The sequence below is a fragment of the Pseudomonas sp. Pse1 genome (assembly GCF_024519635.1).
Taxonomy (GTDB): Bacteria; Pseudomonadota; Gammaproteobacteria; order Pseudomonadales; family Pseudomonadaceae; genus Aquipseudomonas.
This window is the reverse complement of record NZ_JALJRO010000026.1, coordinates 45,827-67,235: the sequence shown is the minus strand read 5'-3', so window position 1 is coordinate 67,235 and position 21,409 is coordinate 45,827. Positions and strand designations below refer to the sequence as shown.

Annotated in this window: 21 protein-coding genes and 1 pseudogene; 4 read left to right on the top strand and 18 right to left on the bottom strand. The window is 63.6% G+C overall.

Annotated elements, in window-relative coordinates:
* Nucleotides 1–70: 70 nt before the first annotated feature.
* The 5 genes from NR126_RS26010 to NR126_RS25990 form a co-directional block, all read right to left on the bottom strand.
* Complete coding sequence (locus NR126_RS26010; protein ID WP_256832286.1) at nt 71–241, bottom strand: hypothetical protein; 171 nt, start codon at nt 239–241, stop codon at nt 71–73.
* A gap of 283 nt (nt 242–524) precedes the next feature.
* A complete protein-coding gene (locus NR126_RS26005) occupies nt 525–2,366 on the bottom strand; it encodes a nitric oxide reductase activation protein NorD (RefSeq protein WP_256832285.1) in 1,842 nt (613 codons plus the stop codon).
* 66 nt (nt 2,367–2,432) lie between these two features.
* Entirely contained in the window at nt 2,433–3,860 is a 1,428-nt protein-coding gene (locus NR126_RS26000; RefSeq protein WP_105755674.1) for a cbb3-type cytochrome c oxidase subunit I, read from the bottom strand.
* 3 nt (nt 3,861–3,863) lie between these two features.
* Complete coding sequence (locus NR126_RS25995) at nt 3,864–4,304, bottom strand: cytochrome c (RefSeq protein ID WP_256832284.1); 441 nt, start codon at nt 4,302–4,304, stop codon at nt 3,864–3,866.
* A 90-nt stretch (nt 4,305–4,394) separates the two neighbouring features.
* Nucleotides 4,395–4,613 carry a cytochrome C oxidase subunit IV family protein gene (locus tag NR126_RS25990; RefSeq protein WP_256351117.1) on the bottom strand — a complete coding sequence of 73 codons (219 nt, stop codon included), beginning with the start codon at nt 4,611–4,613 and terminating at the stop codon, nt 4,395–4,397.
* Here NR126_RS25990 and NR126_RS25985 point away from each other — a divergent pair.
* A complete protein-coding gene (locus NR126_RS25985) occupies nt 4,558–4,680 on the top strand; it encodes a hypothetical protein (RefSeq protein ID WP_256351164.1) in 123 nt (40 codons plus the stop codon). The genes NR126_RS25990 and NR126_RS25985 overlap by 56 nt on opposite strands.
* On the opposite strand, the gene NR126_RS25980 is transcribed toward NR126_RS25985, so the two are convergent.
* From NR126_RS25980 to NR126_RS25960, 5 genes are all read right to left on the bottom strand, one after another.
* Nucleotides 4,673–5,260 carry a cytochrome c oxidase subunit 3 gene (locus NR126_RS25980; protein WP_256832283.1) on the bottom strand — a complete coding sequence of 196 codons (588 nt, stop codon included), beginning with the start codon at nt 5,258–5,260 and terminating at the stop codon, nt 4,673–4,675. The genes NR126_RS25985 and NR126_RS25980 overlap by 8 nt on opposite strands.
* Nucleotides 5,244–6,035, bottom strand: a complete 792-nt coding sequence (locus tag NR126_RS25975) for a CbbQ/NirQ/NorQ/GpvN family protein (protein WP_256832282.1) — start codon at nt 6,033–6,035, stop codon at nt 5,244–5,246. The genes NR126_RS25980 and NR126_RS25975 overlap by 17 nt, the downstream gene beginning before the upstream one ends.
* Before the next feature lie 122 nt (nt 6,036–6,157).
* Entirely contained in the window at nt 6,158–7,546 is a 1,389-nt protein-coding gene (hemN, locus tag NR126_RS25970; RefSeq protein ID WP_256832281.1) for an oxygen-independent coproporphyrinogen III oxidase, read from the bottom strand.
* Nucleotides 7,530–8,870, bottom strand: a complete 1,341-nt coding sequence (locus tag NR126_RS25965) for a coproporphyrinogen III oxidase (RefSeq protein WP_256832280.1) — start codon at nt 8,868–8,870, stop codon at nt 7,530–7,532. Before NR126_RS25965 ends, hemN begins: the two co-directional genes overlap by 17 nt.
* 113 nt (nt 8,871–8,983) lie before the next feature.
* Complete coding sequence (locus NR126_RS25960) at nt 8,984–9,427, bottom strand: CopD family copper resistance protein (RefSeq protein ID WP_105755680.1); 444 nt, start codon at nt 9,425–9,427, stop codon at nt 8,984–8,986.
* A 186-nt stretch (nt 9,428–9,613) separates the two neighbouring features.
* Between NR126_RS25960 and NR126_RS25955 the strand changes: the two genes are divergently transcribed.
* Complete coding sequence (locus NR126_RS25955; protein ID WP_155953826.1) at nt 9,614–9,787, top strand: hypothetical protein; 174 nt, start codon at nt 9,614–9,616, stop codon at nt 9,785–9,787.
* Nucleotides 9,788–9,910: 123 nt separating this feature from the next.
* Here the strand turns inward: NR126_RS25955 and NR126_RS25950 are convergent, their stop codons facing one another.
* Nucleotides 9,911–10,324, bottom strand: a complete 414-nt coding sequence (locus NR126_RS25950; RefSeq protein WP_027620469.1) for a DoxX family protein — start codon at nt 10,322–10,324, stop codon at nt 9,911–9,913.
* A gap of 82 nt (nt 10,325–10,406) precedes the next feature.
* Nucleotides 10,407–11,342: a phosphatase gene (locus NR126_RS25945; RefSeq protein ID WP_105755682.1), complete on the bottom strand. Its 936-nt coding sequence runs from the start codon at nt 11,340–11,342 to the stop codon at nt 10,407–10,409.
* 177 nt (nt 11,343–11,519) lie between these two features.
* On the opposite strand from NR126_RS25945, the gene ppk2 reads away from it, so the two are divergent.
* Entirely contained in the window at nt 11,520–12,437 is a 918-nt protein-coding gene (ppk2, locus tag NR126_RS25940) for a polyphosphate kinase 2 (RefSeq protein ID WP_105755683.1), read from the top strand.
* A 59-nt stretch (nt 12,438–12,496) separates the two neighbouring features.
* Here ppk2 and NR126_RS25935 read toward each other — a convergent pair.
* From NR126_RS25935 to NR126_RS25910, 6 genes and pseudogenes are all read right to left on the bottom strand, one after another.
* Nucleotides 12,497–13,063: pseudogene (locus NR126_RS25935) on the bottom strand (helix-turn-helix domain-containing protein); the annotation flags it as partial.
* Between the two features lie 144 nt (nt 13,064–13,207).
* Nucleotides 13,208–14,956 (bottom strand): acyl-CoA dehydrogenase family protein, encoded by a 1,749-nt coding sequence (locus NR126_RS25930; protein ID WP_256832279.1) that lies wholly within the window; start codon nt 14,954–14,956, stop codon nt 13,208–13,210.
* A 42-nt stretch (nt 14,957–14,998) separates the two neighbouring features.
* Nucleotides 14,999–16,240 (bottom strand): thiolase family protein, encoded by a 1,242-nt coding sequence (locus NR126_RS25925; RefSeq protein ID WP_256832278.1) that lies wholly within the window; start codon nt 16,238–16,240, stop codon nt 14,999–15,001.
* Entirely contained in the window at nt 16,237–18,120 is a 1,884-nt protein-coding gene (locus NR126_RS25920) for a feruloyl-CoA synthase (protein WP_256832277.1), read from the bottom strand. Before NR126_RS25920 ends, NR126_RS25925 begins: the two co-directional genes overlap by 4 nt.
* A 156-nt stretch (nt 18,121–18,276) precedes the next feature.
* The gene (locus NR126_RS25915) at nt 18,277–19,725 is read right to left on the bottom strand and encodes an aldehyde dehydrogenase (protein WP_027620476.1); all 1,449 of its coding nucleotides are present in this window, start codon (nt 19,723–19,725) and stop codon (nt 18,277–18,279) included.
* Nucleotides 19,726–19,826: 101 nt separating this feature from the next.
* On the bottom strand, nt 19,827–20,657 hold the full coding sequence (locus tag NR126_RS25910; protein WP_027620477.1) for a p-hydroxycinnamoyl CoA hydratase/lyase: 831 nt from the start codon (nt 20,655–20,657) through the stop codon (nt 19,827–19,829).
* A 213-nt stretch (nt 20,658–20,870) separates the two neighbouring features.
* Between NR126_RS25910 and NR126_RS25905 the strand changes: the two genes are divergently transcribed.
* Complete coding sequence (locus NR126_RS25905) at nt 20,871–21,359, top strand: MarR family winged helix-turn-helix transcriptional regulator (protein WP_027620478.1); 489 nt, start codon at nt 20,871–20,873, stop codon at nt 21,357–21,359.
* Nucleotides 21,360–21,409: the final 50 nt, after the last annotated feature.

Below are 21,409 nucleotides of genomic sequence, written 5' to 3'. Positions count from 1 at the left end.
TCGATAATCACGTCAAGGTAAGTGATGGACGCATCGGCACAGGACGACTCCAGGCGCTCGATCCAGGTATTTACTGCGGGCATAAGTGAGCCTCCGGCAATTTCAACAGGGTCTTGATCGGGTAAGCGAGGCTGGCGGCCCGTGCGCTCTGCGCGAACGCTATCGCCAACAACATGCTGAGTAAGACGACACGACGAGCGTGGCCCCATTGGTCGGAGGTCAAGCTTGGGACAGTGGGCATGATGCAGACCTCCCTGGTCTTTTTCAGAGTGCTCGGGGGAGGTTTTCTCCACCCTAGTTCAAGCGCTGGACAGCTTTCACGAAGGCGATAACGGATGGAATCAGATGATTCCTTTTGGCGCGTGGGAAGTTGCTGTATAGCTTGCACGCAAGAGCTGTAGGATTTTTTCCAGCGTCGAGGGAGGGGGGTCAGGCAATGCAGACGTTGCGTGCGCCGGCCCTATCGCGAGCGGGCTCACAAATAAGTTCGGGGCCGGATGCAGTTTCAGAAACAGCCACCCGTTTCAAGGCTGGATCAGCTGCCGATACACCTGCGGCAAACGCAGCGGCAGTTGCTCGGGTTGGCGAATCAGGGTGTAGCCCTGGGCGCCGAACATGTAGGGCAGGTACGCGCCGGCTTCGCGGTCGATGGTGATGCAGAACGGGATCAGGCCCTGGCGCCGGGCTTCCAGTACCGCCTGGCGGGTGTCTTCGACGCCGTAGCGACCCTCATACAGATCCAGGTCATTGGGCTTGCCATCGGTCAGCAACAGCAACAGCTTGCTGCGCCGCTTGCTCTTGACCAGCAAGCGGGTGGCCTGGCGGATAGCTGCGCCCATGCGCGTGTAGTAGCCGGGCTTGAGACCTTGGATGCGGCCACGGGTGTGATCGTCGTATCGCTGGCTGAAGGATTTCAGCTCCTGCATCCGCACCTGCTGGCGACGCAATGAAGAGAATCCGTACAGCGCGAAGTCATCACCCAATCCCGCCAGAGTTTCACCGAACAGCAGCAGGCTATCGCGGATCACCTCGATGACCCGCTGCTGATCATTGAGGTGTGCATCGGTAGACATCGACAGGTCCGCCAGCAACAGGCACGCCAGGTCGCGGCGGGTCTGCCGGCGCTCCATGAACAAACCACGCTCGACGCATTGGCCCTGCTCGCGCTGGACGCGAAAATCCAGCCAGGCCTGCAAGTCCAGCTCCGCGCCCTGGGGCTGCGGGCGCAACCACTGCCGGTCGTTGCGCAGATGGGCAAACTGGCGCCGCAGTTTCTGCGCCGAGGCCTTGAGCCGTGTCGGCAGCGGCTGCGCCTCCGAGTCGCGGGGCAGCATCATTTGCAGGTTGACGAAGTCCTCTTGCAATTGCTGCTTGCGGTAGTCCCACTCCGGCAGCTTGATGCCCTGCCCCAGCGGCACATCGTCGACGTCCGCCGGCGGCAGGTCGAGGTGCAATTTGAGACCGCCGCCCTTGCGCAGCCGGGTTCGAGACAGGGTCAGCTCATCGAGATCATCGGCGACCCGCGCGGCGTCCGGGTCTTCACCGTCGTCGACACAACGATCCAGGTCGACGTGTTCGGTCCAGCTGAACAGGTTCTCCAGGCGCACCACCAGCAACCCGCCATCGCGACGGGCGTCATCGATGCGCGTGGCGCGCTTGCGACCGGCTTTTTGTTCACCGGGAGCGGTGGTCAACGACTCCTCTGAATCGTCGCCCAGATCTGCCGCTTGCGGGCTGCCCAGCTGCTGCGCCGGGTACAGCCACAGCGGCAGCGGCCAGGCGGAGCGTTCGCTGCGGGGAAAATGCTCGACACTGCCGGGCTCGCGCAGCGCCTGACACAGCGCCCGCTCCAGCGCCGCTTCGTTTGGTTTTAACGACGCCGGATCGGGGCGTAACAACAAGTGCGCTTCGACCAGCCGCTGATAGCGCCCGCGCAAGGCCGGAAAGCGCTGCAACAGCTGCAACGTCCAGCGCTGGTTGTCGCGCCCCCAGTGCTGCATCGGCCCGGCCTGTGCCGCCAGCAAGGCCAGCCAGCGATAGAGTTCCTGATTGAGGGCAACCTCGGGGAACACCGCCAGGCTCGGTGGCAAGCGCAAATGCGCCGGATCACACCAGGCCAGCGGCACTTGCCGGCAGGTCCCGGCGATTTGCTGCAGCAGGTTGCGTCGCAGCAGCAGATCGCGCTCGCTGGCCGCTTCCAGGGCGATCCCGCCGGCCCCGCCCATGGCGCGAAACAGCAACGCCAGGGAGCGTTGCTGATCGAGTAACTCGACCCGCGCCTCGGGAAAATCCACGCTGGCGCGGCGGGTGATGAAACGGTGCCAGACACTGCCGACCCATTCTTCCAGTTCGACGCTGAAGGCCATTTTGGTTGCCTTATTGCAGATCCGAAAACGGCCCGCTATACCAGCCGGGCCAACCCTTTCCAACACTCAGGACGGCACCACCGGCGCCGGTGCGCGCAATGCGGCACGTCCGCGCTGGCGGAAGCTGAGCAGGTAGCACAGCAGCCCGGCGAAGAAGCCGACACCGGACACCAGCCGCGCCCAGAACAACCCTTGTAACTGTTCCATCGTGGCCATGAACGGCAAGGCGATGCCGTCGGCCTGCCAGCGTTGCAGGTAGACCTGCACCACCCCGGCTGCCGTGAGGAACAGGGTGATCATCACCATCGACAGGGTCATCAACCAGAAGCCCCAGACTTCGAGGGTCTGCGAACGCTCGTCGGCGGCTTCACCGAGGCCGCGCAAGCGTGGCATGGCGTAGCTGATCAGGGTCATGACGATCATCGCGTAGGCGCCGTAGAACGCCAGGTGACCGTGGGCCGCCGTCAGTTGCGAGCCGTGGGTGTAGAAGTTGACCGGTGCCAGGGTGTGCAGGAAACCCCAGACACCCGCGCCGAAAAACGCGGTGACCGTGGTGCCCTTGGCCCAGAGTGTCGCCGCCCGGTTCGGGTGTTGCCGACGGCGGTTGCGCACCATGCTGAAGGCGAAGACCACCATGGCCAGGAACGGCAGCGGTTCCATGGCGGAGAAGATCGAACCGACCCACAGCCAGACCTCCGGCGCGCCGATCCAGAAGAAGTGGTGACCGGTGCCGATGATCCCGGTGATCAGCGCCATGGCGATGATCACGTACAGCCATTTCTCCACCACTTCGCGGTCGACGCCGGTGATCTTGATCAGCACGAACGCCAGCATCGAACCCATGATCAGTTCCCACACGCCTTCCACCCACAGGTGCACCACCCACCACCAGTAGAATTTGTCGCGGGCCAGGTTGCCGGGGTTGTAGAAGGAGAACAGGAAGAACACCGCGAGGCCGATCAGCCCGGTCATCATCACCATACTGACCGTGGTCTTGCGGCCCTTGAGCAGGGTCATGCCGATGTTGTAGAGAAAGCCCAGGCAGACCACGACTATGCCCATCTTAGTGATGGTCGGCTGCTCGAGGAACTCGCGGCCCATGGTCGGCAGCAGCTCGTTGTGGGTCAGCCGCGCCAGCCCCGCATAGGGTACCAGCAGGTAGCCGAGGATGGTCAACACGCCCGCGGCGGCGAACACCCAGAACAGCACGATCGCCAGTTTCGGGCTGTGCAGCTCGCGGTCGGCCTCCTCGGGAATCAGGTAGTAGGCAGCGCCCATGAAGCCGAACAGCAGCCAGACGATCAGCAGGTTGGTGTGGACCATGCGCGCCACGTTGAACGGAATGACCGGGAACAGGAAGTCGCCGATCACGTATTGCAGGCCCATGATCAAACCGAACAGCACCTGGCCGAGAAACAGCATCAGGGCGAACACGAAGTAAGGTTTGGCGACGGCTTGCGAAGCGAATTTCAGATGTGGATTGACCTTGTTCATGTCTCAGCCCTCCTTGTTTGGCGGCCAGCCGTTGGTGTTGATCTTCGAGCTCCACTTGAGGAACTCGGCGATGTCGTCCACCTCCTGCTCGCTCAGGTTGAACTGCGGCATGGCGCGCCGCCCCGGGACATTCAGCGGCTGCATTTTCATCCAGGCGTGGAGGAACGGCTTGAAGCCCTCCTCGCCGCCGCGACGCTGGAACACGTTGCCCAGCTCGGGCGCGAAATAGGCGCCCTCGCCCAGCAGCGTGTGGCAGCCGATGCAGTTGTTTTGCTCCCAGACCGTCTTGCCGCGAATCACCGACTCGGTGAGCTGCGCCTCGTTGCTGCGTTGGGGAAAGGTCTGTTCGGTGTGGTAGGTCAAGGCGAGGAATATCAGGAAGAAAAAGATGCTTCCCCCGAAGTAGATATTCCGCGCCATGCCTTTGGTGAAGGTCTCTGACATCGTCGCTTCCTCATTGCTTGGCCCGTCCATGATAGGAAGCGCGGGGCTGGAACCTGCTTGATGGCGATCAAGAAAGGCAGATGGTTTTGCTCAGGTATTGCCGGACAGCAGCATCAGCGTCAACGCCACCGATCCCAGCAACGCCAGCGGCCAGCCCAACAGCAAACAACGCCACAGCCGTGGCGCGTGACGCAGCTCCATAAAGCCGTCGCTGATCAGCCAGGCCTTGCCCAGCGCTACCAGCAGGATGGCCATGGACAGCCCTGCGCTCGCCCCGGATCGGGCCAACAACACAGTACCGATACTCAAGACGGCCAGCGCCGCCCAACAGCACAACAACAGCCTGGAAGCCAACATGGGCCCTCACTTCAATTGAGCAGGTAGACCAACGGAAACAGCACCACCCAGACCAGGTCGACCATGTGCCAATACAGCACGCCAGACTCCAGCCCGCTGCAATCACCGGCGCCGTAGGCACCCCGCGCACAACGCAGGGCCAGCCAGCCGAGGATCAACATGCCCAGCAGCACATGGACGAAGTGAAAGCCGGTGAGAATCCAGTACAGGGTGAAGAAGGTGTTGTGCTCCAGGCCCAGCCCCGCTGCCAGCAAGTGCCGATATTCGCCGAGCTTGAGCAGCACATAGTCACTCGCCACCAGCAGCGCCGCGATCAGCAACCAGGCGGCACGTCGGGGCCGCGATTGCCTGGCCTGCTCCACCGCCAATGCAGCCAGGCCGCCGGCGCTCAGCAGGCTCAAGGTCAACGCCAGGCCGGTTGAGGTATCGAGCAGCAGCCGGCTCTGCGCAAACAGCTGCGGCTTGAGGGCCTGGGTCACGGCGAACGCGAGGATCAGCAGGGCGAACACCGACAGCTCGGCGAGGATGAACAACCACATCGCCAGATCGCCCGGCAGGTGCCTGCGGGCAAGGCTGGCGGCCTCAGCCGAAGTGGACATCGACCACGTCCATCAGCGCCGCGACCGTCACCGGGTCATCGCTCAAGGGCTCGGCCAGGCAGGCCATGCAGGCGTGGCGAGGGCTCATGCCGGAGCCGATCATGCGCGCGGTGAAAATCAGCAAGCGGGTCGAGGCGACTTCTTCCAGGTCATGCTGATCAAGCCGGCGCAACGCCTGGCCGAGCTTGACCACCTGGGCCGCCAGCACGCTGTCGACCTGGGCTTCGCGGGCGACGATGCGCACCTCTTCAGGCTCAGGCGGATAGCCGAAACGCATCGCCACGAAGCGCTGGCGGGTGCTGGGTTTCATGCCCTTGAGCAGGTTCTGGTAGCCGGGGTTGTACGACACCACCAGCATGAACGAGGGCGGCGCCTTGAGCACTTCGCCGGTGCGTTCGAGGAACAGTTCGCGGCGGTCGTCGGCCAATGGATGCAGGACCACCACCGTGTCCTGGCGCGCCTCGACCACTTCGTCGAGGTAGCAGATGCCGCCCTCACGCACCGCCCGGGTCAGCGGGCCGTCCTGCCACCAGGTGCCCTGGGCGCCGATCAGATGGCGGCCGATCAGGTCGGCGGCGCTCAAGTCGTCGTGGCAGGCGACGGTGTACAGCGGCAGGTTCAAGCGGTGGGCCATGTGCTGGACAAAACGGGTCTTGCCGCAGCCGGTGGGGCCTTTGATCAGCACCGGCATGCCGTGGTGCCAGGCTTGTTCGAACAGCGCCTGTTCGTTGTCTTGCGCTTGGTAGAAGGGTTCGATCTTGAGTTCGCAGGTCATGCTGGCGTTCATCGGGCACCGGGGTCAGAAGCGGGTTTGGCCACCACGCTACGGCCCCTGGCGAGTCGCTGCCAGCGGAACCTCGGGCAAACTTGATCGCGGTCAAGCTTGCCTGCAAGGCCTCAAACGGTGCGCGAAAAATTGCCCTTCTGCTCGCCGCCCAGGTAGGCGTCAAAGGCCATGGCCACGCTGCGCATCATCAAGTAGCCGGCGGGCAACAGCAGCAAGCGGTCCGGGTGAATCTCCAGCAGCTCGTCGCGCACGTGCTCGCGCAGTTGCGCCAGCGCGTCGGCAAAATACTCGTTGAAGTCAATGCCGTAGCGCGCCTCGAATTTACCGAAGTCGATGCGGCCATGGCACATCAGGTCGCTGATCACTTCGCGGCGCAGCCGGTCGTCCTCGCTCAAGCGATAGCCGCGATGTACCGGCAACAGGCCCTGGTCGAGCCGCGCGTAGTACTGCGAAAGCTCCTTGACACTCTGGCTGTAGCTGTCGCCGACCTTGCCGATGGACGACACGCCGAGGCCGATCAGGTCGCAGTCGGCGTGGGTCGAATAGCCCTGGAAATTGCGCTGCAGGCTGCCGTTGGCCCGGGCCAGCGCCAGCTCGTCGTCCGGCAGGGCGAAGTGGTCCATGCCGATGTATACGTAGCCGGCCTCGGTCAGGCGGCGGATGGTCAGCTCCAGCAACTGCAGCTTGCGCTCCGGCGGTGGCATGTCGGCCGGACGGATCAGCCGTTGTGCGCGGACCATCTGCGGCAAGTGCGCGTAGCTGTAGGCGGCGATGCGGTCCGGGCGCAGGGCGATGATCTTGTCCAGGGTCACGGCGAAACTGTCTTGGGTCTGCAACGGCAGGCCGTAGATCAGGTCGACGCTGACCGACTTGAATCGGGCAGCGCGTGCCGCCGCCACCAGCGCATAAATCTGCTCCTCGCTTTGCACCCGATTGACCGCCGCCTGCACATCCGGATCGAAGTCCTGCACGCCAAAGCTCAGGCGATTGAAGCCCAGGCCGCGCAGGGCCTGGATCTGCTCGGTGTCGATGGTGCGCGGGTCGACTTCGATGGAGAACTCATGGTTGTCGCTGTCGTCCATGACGAAGGCCTGGTGCAGGCAGTCCATCAAGTCGGCCAGTTGCTCACGGGTCAGGTAGGTCGGCGTGCCGCCGCCCAGGTGCAGTTGGGTGAGGGTTCGCGAGCGATCGAACAAGGCCGCCTGCATGGCGATTTCGCGCTTGAGGTAGCTCAGGTACTCGACCGCGCGATGGGTCTTCTGGGTGATGATCTTGTTGCAGGCGCAGTAGTAACAGAGGCTCTTGCAGAACGGGATGTGGATGTACAGCGACAGCGGTTTCGGCGTCGCGACCCGGTTGCTGGAGGCAGCGGCCTGCTGATAGTCGTCGACGGCGAACGCCTGGTGAAACTGCGGCGCGGTCGGGTAGGAGGTGTAGCGCGGCCCCGGCAGGTCGTACTTCTGCACCAGGGCGCGATTGAAATCAAATGAACGGGTCATGGTTTATCCACTCGCTGTGCGAGTCAGGTTGTGCAGCGCCCACAGGTTGTTGAAACAGGTTGCAGATGGCATCCAGCTGCGGTCGACCGGCCGGGAGAATGCTGATGAAGCGCTCGGACAATTCGATCAGGCCGTTGCGCTGCAATTGCTCCAGCATAGGCCAGGCATCGCAGAAGTATTGGCGGAACACCAGACCGTAACGCGCCTCGAGTGCCGCGATATCCAGTTCCAGGTCACAGGCCAGGCGCTCCACGACCATGTGGCTGATCTGGCTGCCGGCCTCGCAGCGCCAGCCGCGACAGGTGGGCAACTGGTCCATGTCCAGCAGCTGTTGGTAGCGCTTCGGTTGATCGATATTTTGCGCATACAGGTCTTCGATCTGACTGATCGCGCCGAGGCCCAGGCCGATGTTGTCGCAATAACCGTGGCGGGTGAACCCCTCGCAATGGCGTCGCAGCCGCCCGCGCTCCTGGGCGATCGCCAGATCGTCGTCGGGGCGCACGAACTGCCCGAGGCCAAGATAGTGATAGCCGGCATCGGCCAATTGCTCGAAACAGAGGCGCCGCATCGCGGCCTTGTCCTGTTCGTTGCAGAACGCCCGTTGCGGATCCGCTGCACCGGACCGGTAGCGCTGCGGTGGCCGGGCATAATCGAACACCAGCAGGCGGTCCGGCTCCAGTTCGAGCAGGCTCGCCAGTTTCTGCGCAAAACTCTCGGTGGTCTGCCAGGCGTGACCGAACCCCAGGTCGACGTTGACCGAGCGAAAACCAAAGGTGCGCGCGGCATCGATCAGCGAATGGATCGGCGCCGGATTCTGGTGGTTGGCCAACTTCGGCGCGGTCTCTCCACCGAGGTCGGGTACGCCGATACTGACATGGTTGAAGCCGAGGTCACGCAGGGCGCCCATGGTCGACCAGTTGGTGTGGCGCAGGTCGACCTCGATGCTGTAGTCACCGCAATCGTGTTCGAGGAAATTGAAGCGCTGATGCAGGCGGTTCATCAGCCGGCGCAGATCGGCCAGCGCCGGGGTACCGCCACTCAGCTGAAACTGCTCGACCCGGCGCCCCGCCCCGAGGTGACAGGCCACCAGGTCGATCTCGTGCAGCAGGCGCGGCAGGTACGGGTCGCCCGTCCATTGCGCCGGCAGTTGCACGTTCAACGCCAGCGGACGGCATTTGTGCCGGCTCACCCGCAGCGCCCGCAACAGATCCAGCGAGCCAATGCCCGCGTGAAACCGGGCCGTGTCGACATGGCCGCCGAGGTCGAGCACGCCGTGATCGCAACGGCTGCTCGGTTGATCAGGGAGATGAAAAAGGGTGCGCATGACGGGTCTCCACGACTGGCTGCAGGTCAACAGTGTCGCGGCCCGACGCAGATCGCTCCTTGATTTGCATCAAGCACGGTGCAAGTGCTGCTGGCCGGAGCGACCACCGGCGCTCACCAGCTCAGGTAGAACATGCCCTTGGCCAACAGGACGATCGCGACCATGTGGCAGAACAGGCTGGTATGGATGAAATGCGAGTAGCGGGCGGTCATGCGCTCGGTCCTGAACAACAGCATGGCGCCGAGAAAGTGCAGGAGCACGCTGCCGGCGAGGACGATCTTGAGCAGCAGCAAGGTGCCGAACGAGCTCGCCAACGGTGCGCTGAGGATTGGCAGGTAACGCAGCCAGACCATCCCCAGCCCGGCCCCGAACAGCACCAGCAACACCCAGGGCATCAAGGTCCGGGCACGACGGCCGATACCCTGTTCGACCAGCAACATGACCTTGGCCGGCAACTGCTTGCGGATGGATTCGAGGAACAGCACCTCGAAGAACACCGTGCCGATGAACACCAGCGCGGCGAACAGGTGCAGGGTCAACAACAGTGGATAGAGCATGGGATTCTCGCCCTGGTTTCGGCGCAAAGGGTTCGCCAACTGCCCTTGCAGCGTACCCGCCCGATCAACTTATCCGGTTGATTTCGGTCAAGTTATCGAAAAACTCGCACAGCTGCCGAGAGCCACTTGAAAGAGTGGCAATATGCCTTTATTGGTGACGCTTCACCGAACGACTGGAGCGGCCCCATGCAAGCCAGATTCAAGATGGTCGATACCAACGTGCTCAACGCTCAGGGCCAGCCAACAGGGAGTGCCCAACAGGCCTGGCAGGGCAGTATCCACAGGACCATCATTGCCCACCTGGAAGAACGCGCCGTTCGCCTGGCCGTACAGCCACAATCCCGATCGAACGTGCCATGAAGAGGAAGTCAGCACTCCGCGTACGCCGTTGAGCCTGGTGCGCTGAGTCGATGCGTGGGGGGCAGCAGGGACAGGCCGGCGATGCGGCCATGCCCCTGCCGAGTCAAGGGAACGCGGCCCTGCTCAGCGACCATCCACCGAGAAGCGCCCGGCACCGGTAACACTCAACAGCAGCATGCCGCCGACAATGCTCAGGTTCTTGAAAAATTGCGTGGTGTTGGCGGCGCGCTGGGCATCTTCCATGGTCCAGAAGCTATGCCCGATCAGCGCGGTGCCGAGGACGAACAAGGCCATGAGGAACGCCAGTGGTCGGGTGTAGAAGCCCAGCACCAGCAGGATCGCCACGAAAAACTCCATGATCACCGCAATCGCTGCCGCCACCGGTGGCATCGGCGCGCCGAGTGACGCCATGTAGCCCACCGTGCCTTCGAAGCCGGTCATCTTGCTCCAGCCGGACATGATGAACAGGATCATCAACAAAATGCGCGCAAGCAGGATGATGACGTCTCTCTGATTGTCGAACAGGGTGTAACGCATGGCGGCCATCCTTTTGATGTTTGGTCACTTTACGTTAGCAGTTTTTCCGGGTTGCTCATGGGCCGGTGATTGCGGGCGCTGATCAGCGACTGCTCATCAGCCCATGCAACACGCCAAAGCGCAGACCCGGCTCGGAGGCGGTCATGTGGGAAACCCCGAACACCTTGAACGCGGCCAGCATCAGGGTCAGTCCGCCGGGCAGGATGCTCAGGCGATGGCTGGGTAGGCCGGCGAGCCTGAGCTGACTGACATGGCCCGCCTCCAGCAGGCGCAACAACAGGCGCAGCAGGCCGACATAGGTAATGCCGCCTTTGCCGTCGTCGTTCAGGCCGTTGGCCTTGAGGACCTTGGCCAGCATCCGCGCGGTGCCCGAGGAGCCTATCGCCTGGTTCCAGCCCAGTTTTCGATAGCGACCGGCAATCCGCTCGAACTGCAGGGTGGCGACACGCTCGGCTTCGATCAAGGCTTCAGCGCTGATAGCGCCGCCCTGGAAATACCGTGCGCCGAAGGTGCCGCTGCCAATGGCGATGCTTTCGGTGACCAGGGGCTGATCGCCGCGGCCGAGGATCAATTCGGTGGAGCCGCCGCCAATGTCCACCACCAACCGCCGGCACTCGGTGCCCGGCGTGCGGTGCGCCACCCCGGCATACACCAGGTGCGCCTCCTCCTGACCGGAAATGACGTCGATCGCAAAGCCCAGGTGGCGCTCGGCGTGGGCGAGAAACAGCCGTGCGTTGCTGGCTTCGCGCACGGCGCTGGTGGCCACCGCGCGCACTCGCCCGGCCTCGAATCCGCGCAGCTTCTTGCCGAACCGGGCGAGCGCCTGCCAACCGCGGTCCAGGGCCATTTCGTCCAGGGCACCGGCCTGCAGACCTTCTGCCAGGCGCACCGGCTCACGCAGGGTTTTGACTTCCTGGATCATCAGGCGCTGGTTGCGCTTGACCGACTGGCCAATCATCAGGCGAAACGCATTGGAGCCCAGGTCGATAGCGGCGAATAGCGATGCGTCTTCTTTCACGTGAGGAACTCCTGGCAACTTCGTCCGCCGAGGGCAAAAAACCGGTTTTGGCGATCCTGCACGGGGTAGATGACATCAGGATGACATTGGAAATTTTTCTGACAGCCGTTTCGTCACCAGAACGTCACAGTCGCGGGGCTAGCATCGGGGCTTCCAATCGGGTCGGGAGCCTTGAACATGCTGTTAACCAACGACACCCTGATGCATCGCATCCACCGCGAGTTGCTCGACCACAGTGACGAAGAGCTGGAACTGGAGTTGCTGGAAGACGATCACGACCTGGCTTCGCTGTTCGCGGATCAACCGGGCGATACCCCGGCCAAGGCCGAGCGCCGTCGTTACTTCAGCGAGTTGTTCCGTTTGCAGGGCGAGTTGGTCAAGTTGCAAAGCTGGGTGGTGAAGACCGGGCACAAGGTGGTGATTCTGTTCGAAGGCCGCGATGCCGCTGGCAAAGGGGGCGTGATCAAGCGCATCACCCAGCGTCTTAATCCACGGGTCTGCCGGGTCGCGGCGCTTCCCGCGCCGAGTGACCGCGAGCGCACCCAGTGGTATTTCCAGCGCTATGTCTCGCACCTGCCCGCCGCCGGCGAGATCGTCCTGTTCGACCGCAGCTGGTACAACCGCGCCGGTGTCGAGCAGGTGATGGGCTTTTGCAACGAGGAACAGTACGAAGAATTTTTCCGCAGCGTGCCGGAATTCGAGCGGATGCTGGCGCGCTCCGGCATTCAGTTGATCAAGTACTGGTTCTCGATTTCCGACCAGGAACAGCACCTGCGTTTTCTCAGCCGCATTCACGACCCGCTCAAGCAATGGAAGCTCAGCCCGATGGACCTGGAGTCACGGCGCCGCTGGGAGGCCTATACCAAGGCCAAGGAAATCATGCTCGAACGCACCCACATCAGCGAAGCGCCCTGGTGGGTGGTGCAGGCCGACGACAAGAAAAAGGCCCGGCTCAACTGCATCAGCCACCTGCTCGCGCAGATGCCTTATGAAGAAGTCGAACAGGCCCGCATCGAGCTGCCGCAGCGTCTGCGCCAGGAAGACTATTCCCGCAGCCCCACCCCACCGGACATCATCGTGCCGCAGGTTTATTGAGGCACTTCGTTCCAGGACAAACCGCATCGACTTCATCGCCAGCAGCGGAGCGCCCGGTGTCAGTTGCCCTTGAGCCGATACCTGACCTGGGCGCGGCTCATGCCGAGCATTTGCGCGGCGGCGGTGATATTGCCGCCGGTGCGCTCCATTGCCAGGCGCACCAGGTGCAGTTCGATTTCTGCCAGGGGCTGGTTGAGGGTCCGCTGGCGTCCGGAGACGAAAGCCTGCAACCCCTCCAACAGCGGATCGCCCGATACCCGGTCGGCGACGGGCGCTGGAGTCGGTGCAGCGTCGGCGCGGGGTTCGCCCGCCGATAAACGCCCCTCCGGGGTCAGGCCGATCGCCGAGTCCATCAGCGGCGCGCCGATCTCGGCCAGGTGCACGATATCGATGACCTCCCCGTCGCCAGCGCAGATCACTCCGCGCTCGATCAGGTTCTGCAACTCGCGAATGTTGCCGGGAAACCGATAGGTCAGCAGCGCATTCACCAACCTTGTGCTGAACCCCGCCAAACGCCGCCCATGGCGCTGACTGAAGTGACGCAGAAAGTAGCTCATCAGCAACGGAATATCTTCGCGCCGCTCACGCAACGGCGGCAGGCTGATCGGGAACACGTTCAGGCGGTAGACAACGCCTGGCAGGTGTTCAAATGGGGTTATGGGCCAACCCTGGACAGGAATTCGGCCTGTACAACTGGCGTGGCGGCGGTGGCTCGATGTGGTTCGCGCTGTTTGTGGGAGCGAGCCACATTGGGCCTGGCGGGCGTTTTTTCAGATCAAAAACGGCAACGGCGCTCTCGCCGCCCGAATGGCTGCGAGGCGTTGATCGGCTTCTGGCAGCAGGTAGGCAAAGAAGAAACGCGCGGTTTCCAGTTTGTTGGCACGCAGTGGATCGCTGTCAGGTAACAGGCGAGACACCCGTGCCGCTCTCGCCCAGGAAAACCCCAACAGCGCCACGCCACACAGGCGCAGGAAATCGCCAGCGGCTCGATACGGGTATTCGCGCTCCGTGACGGCGAGGTCCCCTATCTCAAGTTGCACTGTCTCGAGTTTGTCGCACAACTGCACCAACTCAGCACCAAAGCGGGTGTCGTTACAGGCCAGCTCGGCCTCTTCGCGCATGACCGCCAACAGTTGGCCAAAGGCGCGACCTTCATCCCCCAGCACTTTGCGCAGCAGCAGGTCATTGGCCTGGATTTCGTTGCTGCCCTCGTAAATCATCGCGATCCGGCTGTCGCGCAGGGTCTGTTCGATGGCGAACTCGCTGACGTAGCCGTAGCCACCGAACACCTGCAAGGCGTTGCTGGCCAGGCGAAAACCCTGCTCGGTGAAGAACGCCTTGATCACCGGCGTCAGCAGCTCCGCCAGTTGCAAGGCGCGCTGGCGAGTGGGCAGATCCTCGGCCTGCTCGGACTGATCCAACAAATGCGCCGCCCAGTAACCGACCGCACGCATGCCCTCGGCATAGGCCCTCAGTTCCAGCAACACCCGGCGCATGGCCGGATGAAAATGAATGGGGTCGGCCACTTCGGCTTCGACTCCGACCGGGCGAGCGGGCGCACGCATTTGCTTGCGTTCCAGCGCATAGGCAGAGGCGTTCTGTGACGCCGACTCGGCATGCCCCAGGCCCTGCAGGCCGACATGCAAGCGCGCCGAGTTCATCATCACGAACATCGCCGCCAAACCGCGATTGGCCTCGCCGATCAGCCAGCCTTGAGCACCGTCGAACACCAGCGAACAGGTGGCACTGCCCTTGATGCCCATCTTGTGTTCGATGCCATCGCAGCGCACGGCATTGCTCAATCCGCCATCCAGACGCTTGGGCACCAGGAACAGCGACACGCCCCGACTCCCGGTGGGTGCTCCGGGCAAGCGCGCCAGCACCAGGTGCAGGATGTCCTCGGTCAGGTCATGTTCCCCGCCGGAGATGAACAGCTTGCTGCCGCTCAATCGATAACTGCCGTCGTCCTGGAGTTCGGCGCGACAACGCAGCAGGCCAACATCACTGCCGGCCTGAGGTTCGGTCAGGCACATGGTCGGCAGCGTTTCGCCGCTGACAATCGACGGCAGGTAGCGTTGCTGAATCCACTCTGGCGCGTGGGTCTTGAGGCACAGGTAGGCGCCATGGGCGATTCCGGTGTACATCGCCCAGGCGTGGTTGCTGGCGTAGAGCATTTCCTGCAAGGCGGCATCGAGCAGTTGCGGCAGGCCCTGGCCACCGAAGGTTTCAGCACAGGCCAGGGCCGGCCAGCCACCGTCGACATAGGCTTGGTAGGCCTGGGCAAAACCGTCCGGCGTGGTCACCTGGCCACTCTCGAAACGGCACCCCTGGCGGTCACCACTGCTGTTGAGCGGCGCCAGTACCTGCGCACTGAAGCGTCCGGCCTCTTCCAGCACCTGGCAGGCCAGTGGCAAGTCGAGAGCCTCGAAGGCCGGCATCTGCTGCCAGGCCTCTGGGGCCTGCAGCCACTGTTCAAAGACAAATTGCATGTCGCGCAACGGCGCCTGGTACTGCCACATGGCACACCTCGAGTCATCAAATAGGAGGAACCGCGCGATGCTTCAGCCGCGAAAATCCGGGTTTTCGATCAGCACGGCCATGCCCTGCCCGCCGCCGACACAGGCAGCAGCAATGCCGTAACGCAGATTTCGCTCGCGCAGTTGCCGGGCCAGGGTCAACACCAGGCGCAAGCCGGTGGCGGCCAAGGGATGCCCAAGGGCAATCGAACCACCACGACGGTTGAGCCGCTCGCCCTCCAGCTCCAGCGATTGAGCCACCGCCAGCACTTGGGCGCCCTGCGCCTCGTTGATTTCGAACAGGCCGATGGCGTCCAGGCTCAGCCCGGTACGCTGCAGCAGCAACTGGATCGCCGGAACCGGGCCGATGCCCATGAACTCCGGCGCTACCCCGACCACCGCCGTCGCCAACAAATTCGCCAGCGGCGGACGGTCGCTCAGGCAAGTGCGACCGACCAGCGCCGCCGCTGCGCCGTCGACCACCGCACAGCTGTTGCCGGCGGTCTGCAAGCCCTCGGGGTGAATCGCCGTTAGCCGGGCCAGCGCCGGCAGATCGGTGGGACGCGGGTGACTGTCCGCAGTGACCGCCTCGCAGCGTCGCGGCAGGGCAATGCCTCGCGGCTGATAGCCCTGCAACTCAAACACTTCATTGCACACTGCGACTATTTCCGCGTCGAACCAGCCGCTGCCTTGCGCCTGCAAAGCCAACTGGTGACTGTCGAGGGCGAAGCGGTCCACCGCCTCGCGGCTCAGGCCGTGACGCCGGGCGAGGTTTTCTGCGGTGGCGATCATGTCCAGTCCCGGGGCCGGGTCGTAGAGCGCTTCCCAGAGGAAATCCTTGAACTCCACCGGCGCCCCGAGACGAAATCCGCCGCGATGGCTGTAGGCGGCAATCGGGTTGCGCGACATCGATTCGCTGCCTACGCACAGCGCCAGTTGCGCGCCCGCGCCAATCTGCTCGCCCGCCTGGCGCAGCAGTTCGAAACCGGTGGCACAGATGCGCTGCACCGCCAGTGCCGGCACCTGTTGCGGCACGCCGCTGTAGAGCCCGATATGGCGTGGCAGCATGTAGGCGTCGAAGCTGGCCTGAGCCATGGAGCCGGCCAACACCGAGTCGACCGCCTCTGGCGCCAGCCCGCTACGGGCCAGCACCTCACGACCGACCTTGATCCCCAGATCGATCGGCGAGACCTGGGCCAGCGCCCCGCCGACATCGACCCAGGGCGTGCGCACCGCGTCGAGAATCGCTACATCGTTGAATGCGCAAAACTGCCCAGCGCTACTCATGGGCGTGGCCCGGCACGCAGGATCGAGGGCTCTTCACCGCGATACAGCGCCTCGACCTGCTCCGCACGCCACTGCAACACCGCCCGCTGGTTGATTGAGCCTTTGTCGGTGATTTCTCCGCGATCAATCGACGCCGGCTCGTCGAGCAACGCGATCCACTCCAGGCGGCTGGCATTGCCGCTGGCGTCACGATTGAGCCGCTGCAGCCAGTCACCGAACCACTGGCGCACGGGCGCGCTGGCCAGTACCTGGGCGTCACTGGCATCAGCCGCGAGCCCCGCCAGGCGGCGGCATTCGTACAGGCGCGGGAACACCAGGGCGCCCAGGCATTCGCGGTCCGGCGCGGTCACCACCAGGTCCTGGACATAGGGCGAGCCCTCCAGCACCGCGCGATTGCGCAGCGGGCCAACGCTGACGAAAACTCCGGACGACAACTTGAAGTCTTCGGCAATGCGCCCGTCGAACATCAAGCCTTGTTGCGGCGCATGGGGGTTGGCCAGCTTGAGTGCGTCACCGGAACAGTAATAGCCCTGCTCGTCGAACACTTCGGCGGTCTGCTGCGGCGAGCGCCAGTAGCCAGGCATGATGTGCGGCCCACGGAAGCGCCCTTCGAGCTTGCCTTCCTTGGGTACCAGGCGTACCTCGCAGCCCGGCGCCGGCAAGCCGATGTAGCCGGCCATCGACAAAGGCCCGGTGGTGAAGGTGCAGGACGGCGAGGCCTCGGTCATGCCGAGTCCGGCCATCATTCGGATGCGCTCGCCACAGTGCTGTTCGGCGACCCGGTCGAGGCGATCCCAGATGCTTTGCGACAGCCCGGCGGCGGCGAAGAAAAACAGGCTGACGCGCTTGAAAAAACTGTCGCGCAGTTCAGCGTCCTGCTCCAGCGCCGAGACCAATTCTTCCCAGCCCTTGGGCACCGTCAGGTAAGCGGTGGGCGAGATTTCCTTGAGATTGCGCAGGGTCTGGGCAAAACCCTGGGCGGTCGGCTTGCCGTCATCCAGGTAGAAACTGCCGCCGTTGTACAGGACGATGCCGAGGTTGTGGCTGCCGCCGAAGGTGTGGTTCCACGGCAACCAGTCCACCAGCACCGGCGGTTCTTCGCCGAACACCGGAAAGGTCTGCAACAGCATCTGCTGGTTGGCGCAGAGCATGCGCTGGGTGGTGATCACCGCCTTGGGCAGGCGGGTCGAGCCGGAGGTGAAGAGAAACTTGGCAATGGTGTCTGGCCCAGTGGCGGCAAACGCGGCTTCAGCCTCGGCGCCACCCGGTTGCTCCAGCAGGCTGGCGAAACTCACCTGAGGACGCCCGGCCACCGCGCCGCGCACGCTGATCAGCGGCGTATCCTGGGGCAGCACGGCGTCGATGGCGCGGCCATAGGCGGCCGCGTCACTGACAAACACCAGGCCCGGTTGCAGCAGTTCGCAGACGTGGCGCAGCTTGGAGTAGTCCTGGGACAGCAGCGAGTAAGCCGGCGAGACCGGGCAGTAGGGAATGCCGGCGTACATGGCGCCCAGGGCCACTTGCAAATGTTCGATGTCATTGCCCGACAGCAGCACCAGCGGCCGCTCGGCCGACAGTCCGTAGCCGAGCAGGGATTGGGCGATGGCACGCACGCTGTCGAGCATCTGCGCGTAACTCACCCGCCGCCAGTCACCGCCATCCTGGCGGGCGGCAATAAAGGTCTGATCGGGACGCACTCGGGCCCAATGCAGCAAACGGTCTAGCAAGCGCGGGGGCATCTCGGCCAGGGGTTCGAGGGAGCGCATGTGCAGTTCGCCGTGGCGCTGCGTGACCTCGACCGCTGCGCCACCGATGGACACGTGGCGATAGCGCGGAGCGCTGGCTGGGGCGTGGGATTGCAAACTGGATTCGGAACTCAAGTGCCTGTTCTCCGTCGAGGCACACCAGGACCGAGCCACACTCGGGTGACTCATCGCTGGCATGGCAGCCGTTGGCTGCAGCCTTGTTATTGTTATTTCGGTGATGCTGGCGGGCGACGGCTTTGCGTGGAAGACGCCGCCCACCGTGTTGCCGGTTCAGATCGGATAGTGCCGTGGACCATTCTGGAGGGTGACCCAGCGCAACTGAGTGAAATGCTCAATCGATGCCTTGCCGCCAAAACTGCCGTAGCCACTGGACTTGACCCCGCCAAAAGGCATTTGCGCTTCGTCGTGCACGGTCGGGCCGTTGATGTGGCAGATGCCCGATTCGACCCGCTGGGCCAGGGCCAGGGCACGGCCGGTGTCACGACTGAAAATCGCCGCCGACAAACCGAACTCGGAGTCGTTGGCCAGTTGCAACAGCGCTTCATCACCCTCGCCGCGCAGCACCACCGCCACCGGGCCGAAGGACTCTTCGCGGTACAAACGCATGCTCGCGTCGACGCCGTCGAGCAGGGTCGGCTGCAAGATGCTGCCCTCCAGTTGCCCGCCGATTACCAGGCGCGCGCCCTTGGCCACGGCATCATCGATCAACGCTTTGATCCGCGTGCCAGCGCTGGCGTCCACCAGCGAACCGAGCACCGACTCCGGGTCGGCAGGATCACCGGCGCGCAGGGTCTCGACCTTGGCCGCCAACTGGGCGACAAAGGCGTCGGCCACTTTGGCATCGACAATCAGGCGCTCGGTGGACATACAGATCTGTCCCTGGTTGAAGTAGGCGCCAAACGCCGCCGCCTGCACGGCAGCCTCCAGGTCGGCATCGTCGAGCACCAGCAACGGTGCCTTGCCGCCCAGCTCGAGCAACGCCGGTTTGAGGTGGCGCGCCGAGAGCTCGCCGACAATGCGCCCGACGTGGGTCGAACCGGTGAAATTGACCCGGCGTACGGCCGGGTTGGCAATCAGGCGCTCGACAATCTGTGCCGCATCCGCCGGCGCATTACTGATGACGTTGACCACGCCATCGCCCAGGCCGGCGTCCTGCAGCACCTGGCCGATCAAGCGATGCACCGCCGGACTCAGCTCGGAAGCCTTCAGCACCACGGTGTTGCCACAGGCCAGCGGCATGGCAATCGCCCGGGTGGCGAGAATCACCGGGGCGTTCCAGGGGGCGATGCCCAGCACCACGCCACAGGGCTGGCGCAGGGCCATGGCGAAACTGCCGGGAACGTCCGAGGGAATCACTTCACCATTGACCTGGGTGGTCATCGATGCCGCTTCACGCAGCATGTTGGCCGCCAGCCGTACGTTGAACCCGTACCAGTTGGCCATGGCGCCGGTCTCGCCCGCCGCCTCGATGAACTCGCCGCTGCGCGCCTGCAATTGTTCGGCGGCCTTGAGCAAACGGCTGCGCCGTTCATTGGGCGCCAGCGCGGCCCACGCGGGAAACGCTTGCTGGGCAGCGGCCACGGCGGCGTCGGCATCTTCCAGGGTGGCGGCGGCAACCCGCGACACCAACTCGCCAGTCACCGGGTTGCGGCGCTCGAAGGTTCGACCGTCGCGCGCGGGGCACGACTGGCCGCCAATCAGCAGGGGCACGTCCAGCATGGTGATTCCTCTTTATCGTCTTTATCGGAATGCTTAGCAGTGATGTAAACGCAGCTTCAGGGCGCACTCGTCTTCGCGCAATGCGCCCGCAGCGTCGTCCTTCAGCGTTTATACGCTTGCAGGCCAGGCTTGATGCTCTTGTCGTCGAGGAATTGCTTCATGCCCTGCTCGCGACCGCCTTCGGTGTCCAGCAAACGCGACTGATCGAGCTTGGCGTACAGGTAATCCTCGTTCTGCTCCCAGGTCAGTTCGCGGCAGCGTTTGAAACCGTGTTTGGCGGCACGCAGCACCACCGGGTTTTTTTCGAGCAGGTTACGCGCCAGCTCGATGGTGACTTCGCGCAGTTGCGCCAGGGGCACGCTTTCGTTGACCAGGCCCATCTCGGCGGCTTTCTGCCCACCGAAGGTCTTGCCGGTCATGATGTAGTAGAGCGACTGGCGGTGGCCCACGGTGTCGGCCATGGCCTTGCTCACCAGGTTGCCCGGCGGGATACCCCAGTTGATTTCCGAGAGACCGAAGGTTGCTTCGTCGGCGCAGATCGCCAGGTCGCAGGCCACCAGCGGGCTGAAACCGCCGCCGAAGCACCAGCCATTGACCATGGCGATGGTCGGCTTGGCGTACATGCGCAGCAGTTTCCATTGCCATTGCGAGGCTTCGCGGCGGATTTTTTCCTGGAGGATTTCCGGGCCGGCGTCCACTTCGCGGAAGTATTCCTTGAGGTCCATGCCTGCGGTCCAGGCTTCGCCCGCACCGGTCAGCACCAGCACACCGGCGGCAGGGTCCTGCTCGAGGGTTTCCAGAACATCGATCATCTCGCGGTTCAGGGTCGGGCTCATCGCGTTGCGTTTTTCCGGGCGATTGAGGATGACAAACGCGATGCCGTCTTCGATTTCGACCTTGACCGTTTTCCAGCGACCTTCGTATGTGCTCATGGCGATGCTCTCTTGTTCTGGGTTTTGAAGATGACTCGAAATTAAAGCAGCGAATTAGTTATGTCAATTAACTATTAATTGATTTAACCAATTTTCTCGCAGGTGATGGACTGGTCGGTCTTGGCGCCGAGCGATATTGGCCGTAGCAATCACCGGCCAAGGTCGGCAAACTAGATAGTCTTGTTAACCTCCACTCTTCAGGACTTCCCCGCAATGGCCAAGCCCTCCCCCCTCGCCGAGTCGGTCGAGGCTGCGTCGACTCCCGCCGAGACCCAGGCGCCCATGGATTCGGCGCTGAATGATCTGATCGGCTACGCCATGCGCCGTGCGCAACTGAAACTGTTCCAGAACCTGATCAGCCGTCTCTCGGCCCACGATCTGCGCCCCGCGCAATTCTCGGCGCTGGCGATCATCAATCAGAACCCCGGCCTGATGCAGGCCGACCTGGCCCGGGCCCTGAGCATCGAGCCGCCCCAGGTGGTACCGCTGCTGAATAAGCTGGAGAGCCGGGCGCTGGCGGTGCGTGTGCGCTGCAAGCCGGACAAGCGCTCGTACGGGATATTCCTCAGCAAGACCGGCGAGACCCTGCTCAAGGAACTGAACCAGATCGCCGCCCAAAGCGACCTCGACGCCACCTCGGCACTGGACGACCAGGAACGCGACGAGCTGCTGCGGCTGCTGAAGAAGATTTATCAGGAATAGAAAATCTGAAGGGTGGGAGCGGGCCTGTGGGGCCTTGAGCCTTGCGCCAG

Coding starts and splice junctions, on each gene's coding strand:
- NR126_RS25925 (WP_256832278.1), bottom strand. CDS start 16,240: ATGAGTAGCGCTGGGCAGTTTTGCGCATTCAACGATGTAGCGATTCTC.
- NR126_RS25905 (WP_027620478.1), top strand. CDS start 20,871: ATGGCCAAGCCCTCCCCCCTCGCCGAGTCGGTCGAGGCTGCGTCGACT.
- NR126_RS25985 (WP_256351164.1), top strand. CDS start 4,558: ATGGACAGCCCTGCGCTCGCCCCGGATCGGGCCAACAACACAGTACCG.
- NR126_RS25965 (WP_256832280.1), bottom strand. CDS start 8,870: ATGCGCACCCTTTTTCATCTCCCTGATCAACCGAGCAGCCGTTGCGAT.
- NR126_RS25910 (WP_027620477.1), bottom strand. CDS start 20,657: ATGAGCACATACGAAGGTCGCTGGAAAACGGTCAAGGTCGAAATCGAA.
- NR126_RS25995 (WP_256832284.1), bottom strand. CDS start 4,304: ATGTCAGAGACCTTCACCAAAGGCATGGCGCGGAATATCTACTTCGGG.
- NR126_RS25955 (WP_155953826.1), top strand. CDS start 9,614: ATGCAAGCCAGATTCAAGATGGTCGATACCAACGTGCTCAACGCTCAG.
- NR126_RS25950 (WP_027620469.1), bottom strand. CDS start 10,324: ATGCGTTACACCCTGTTCGACAATCAGAGAGACGTCATCATCCTGCTT.
- NR126_RS25975 (WP_256832282.1), bottom strand. CDS start 6,035: ATGACCTGCGAACTCAAGATCGAACCCTTCTACCAAGCGCAAGACAAC.
- ppk2 (WP_105755683.1), top strand. CDS start 11,520: ATGCTGTTAACCAACGACACCCTGATGCATCGCATCCACCGCGAGTTG.
- NR126_RS25915 (WP_027620476.1), bottom strand. CDS start 19,725: ATGCTGGACGTGCCCCTGCTGATTGGCGGCCAGTCGTGCCCCGCGCGC.
- NR126_RS26010 (WP_256832286.1), bottom strand. CDS start 241: ATGCCCACTGTCCCAAGCTTGACCTCCGACCAATGGGGCCACGCTCGT.
- NR126_RS26000 (WP_105755674.1), bottom strand. CDS start 3,860: ATGAACAAGGTCAATCCACATCTGAAATTCGCTTCGCAAGCCGTCGCC.
- NR126_RS25930 (WP_256832279.1), bottom strand. CDS start 14,956: ATGTGGCAGTACCAGGCGCCGTTGCGCGACATGCAATTTGTCTTTGAA.
- NR126_RS26005 (WP_256832285.1), bottom strand. CDS start 2,366: ATGGCCTTCAGCGTCGAACTGGAAGAATGGGTCGGCAGTGTCTGGCAC.
- NR126_RS25980 (WP_256832283.1), bottom strand. CDS start 5,260: ATGTCCACTTCGGCTGAGGCCGCCAGCCTTGCCCGCAGGCACCTGCCG.
- NR126_RS25960 (WP_105755680.1), bottom strand. CDS start 9,427: ATGCTCTATCCACTGTTGTTGACCCTGCACCTGTTCGCCGCGCTGGTG.
- hemN (WP_256832281.1), bottom strand. CDS start 7,546: ATGACCCGTTCATTTGATTTCAATCGCGCCCTGGTGCAGAAGTACGAC.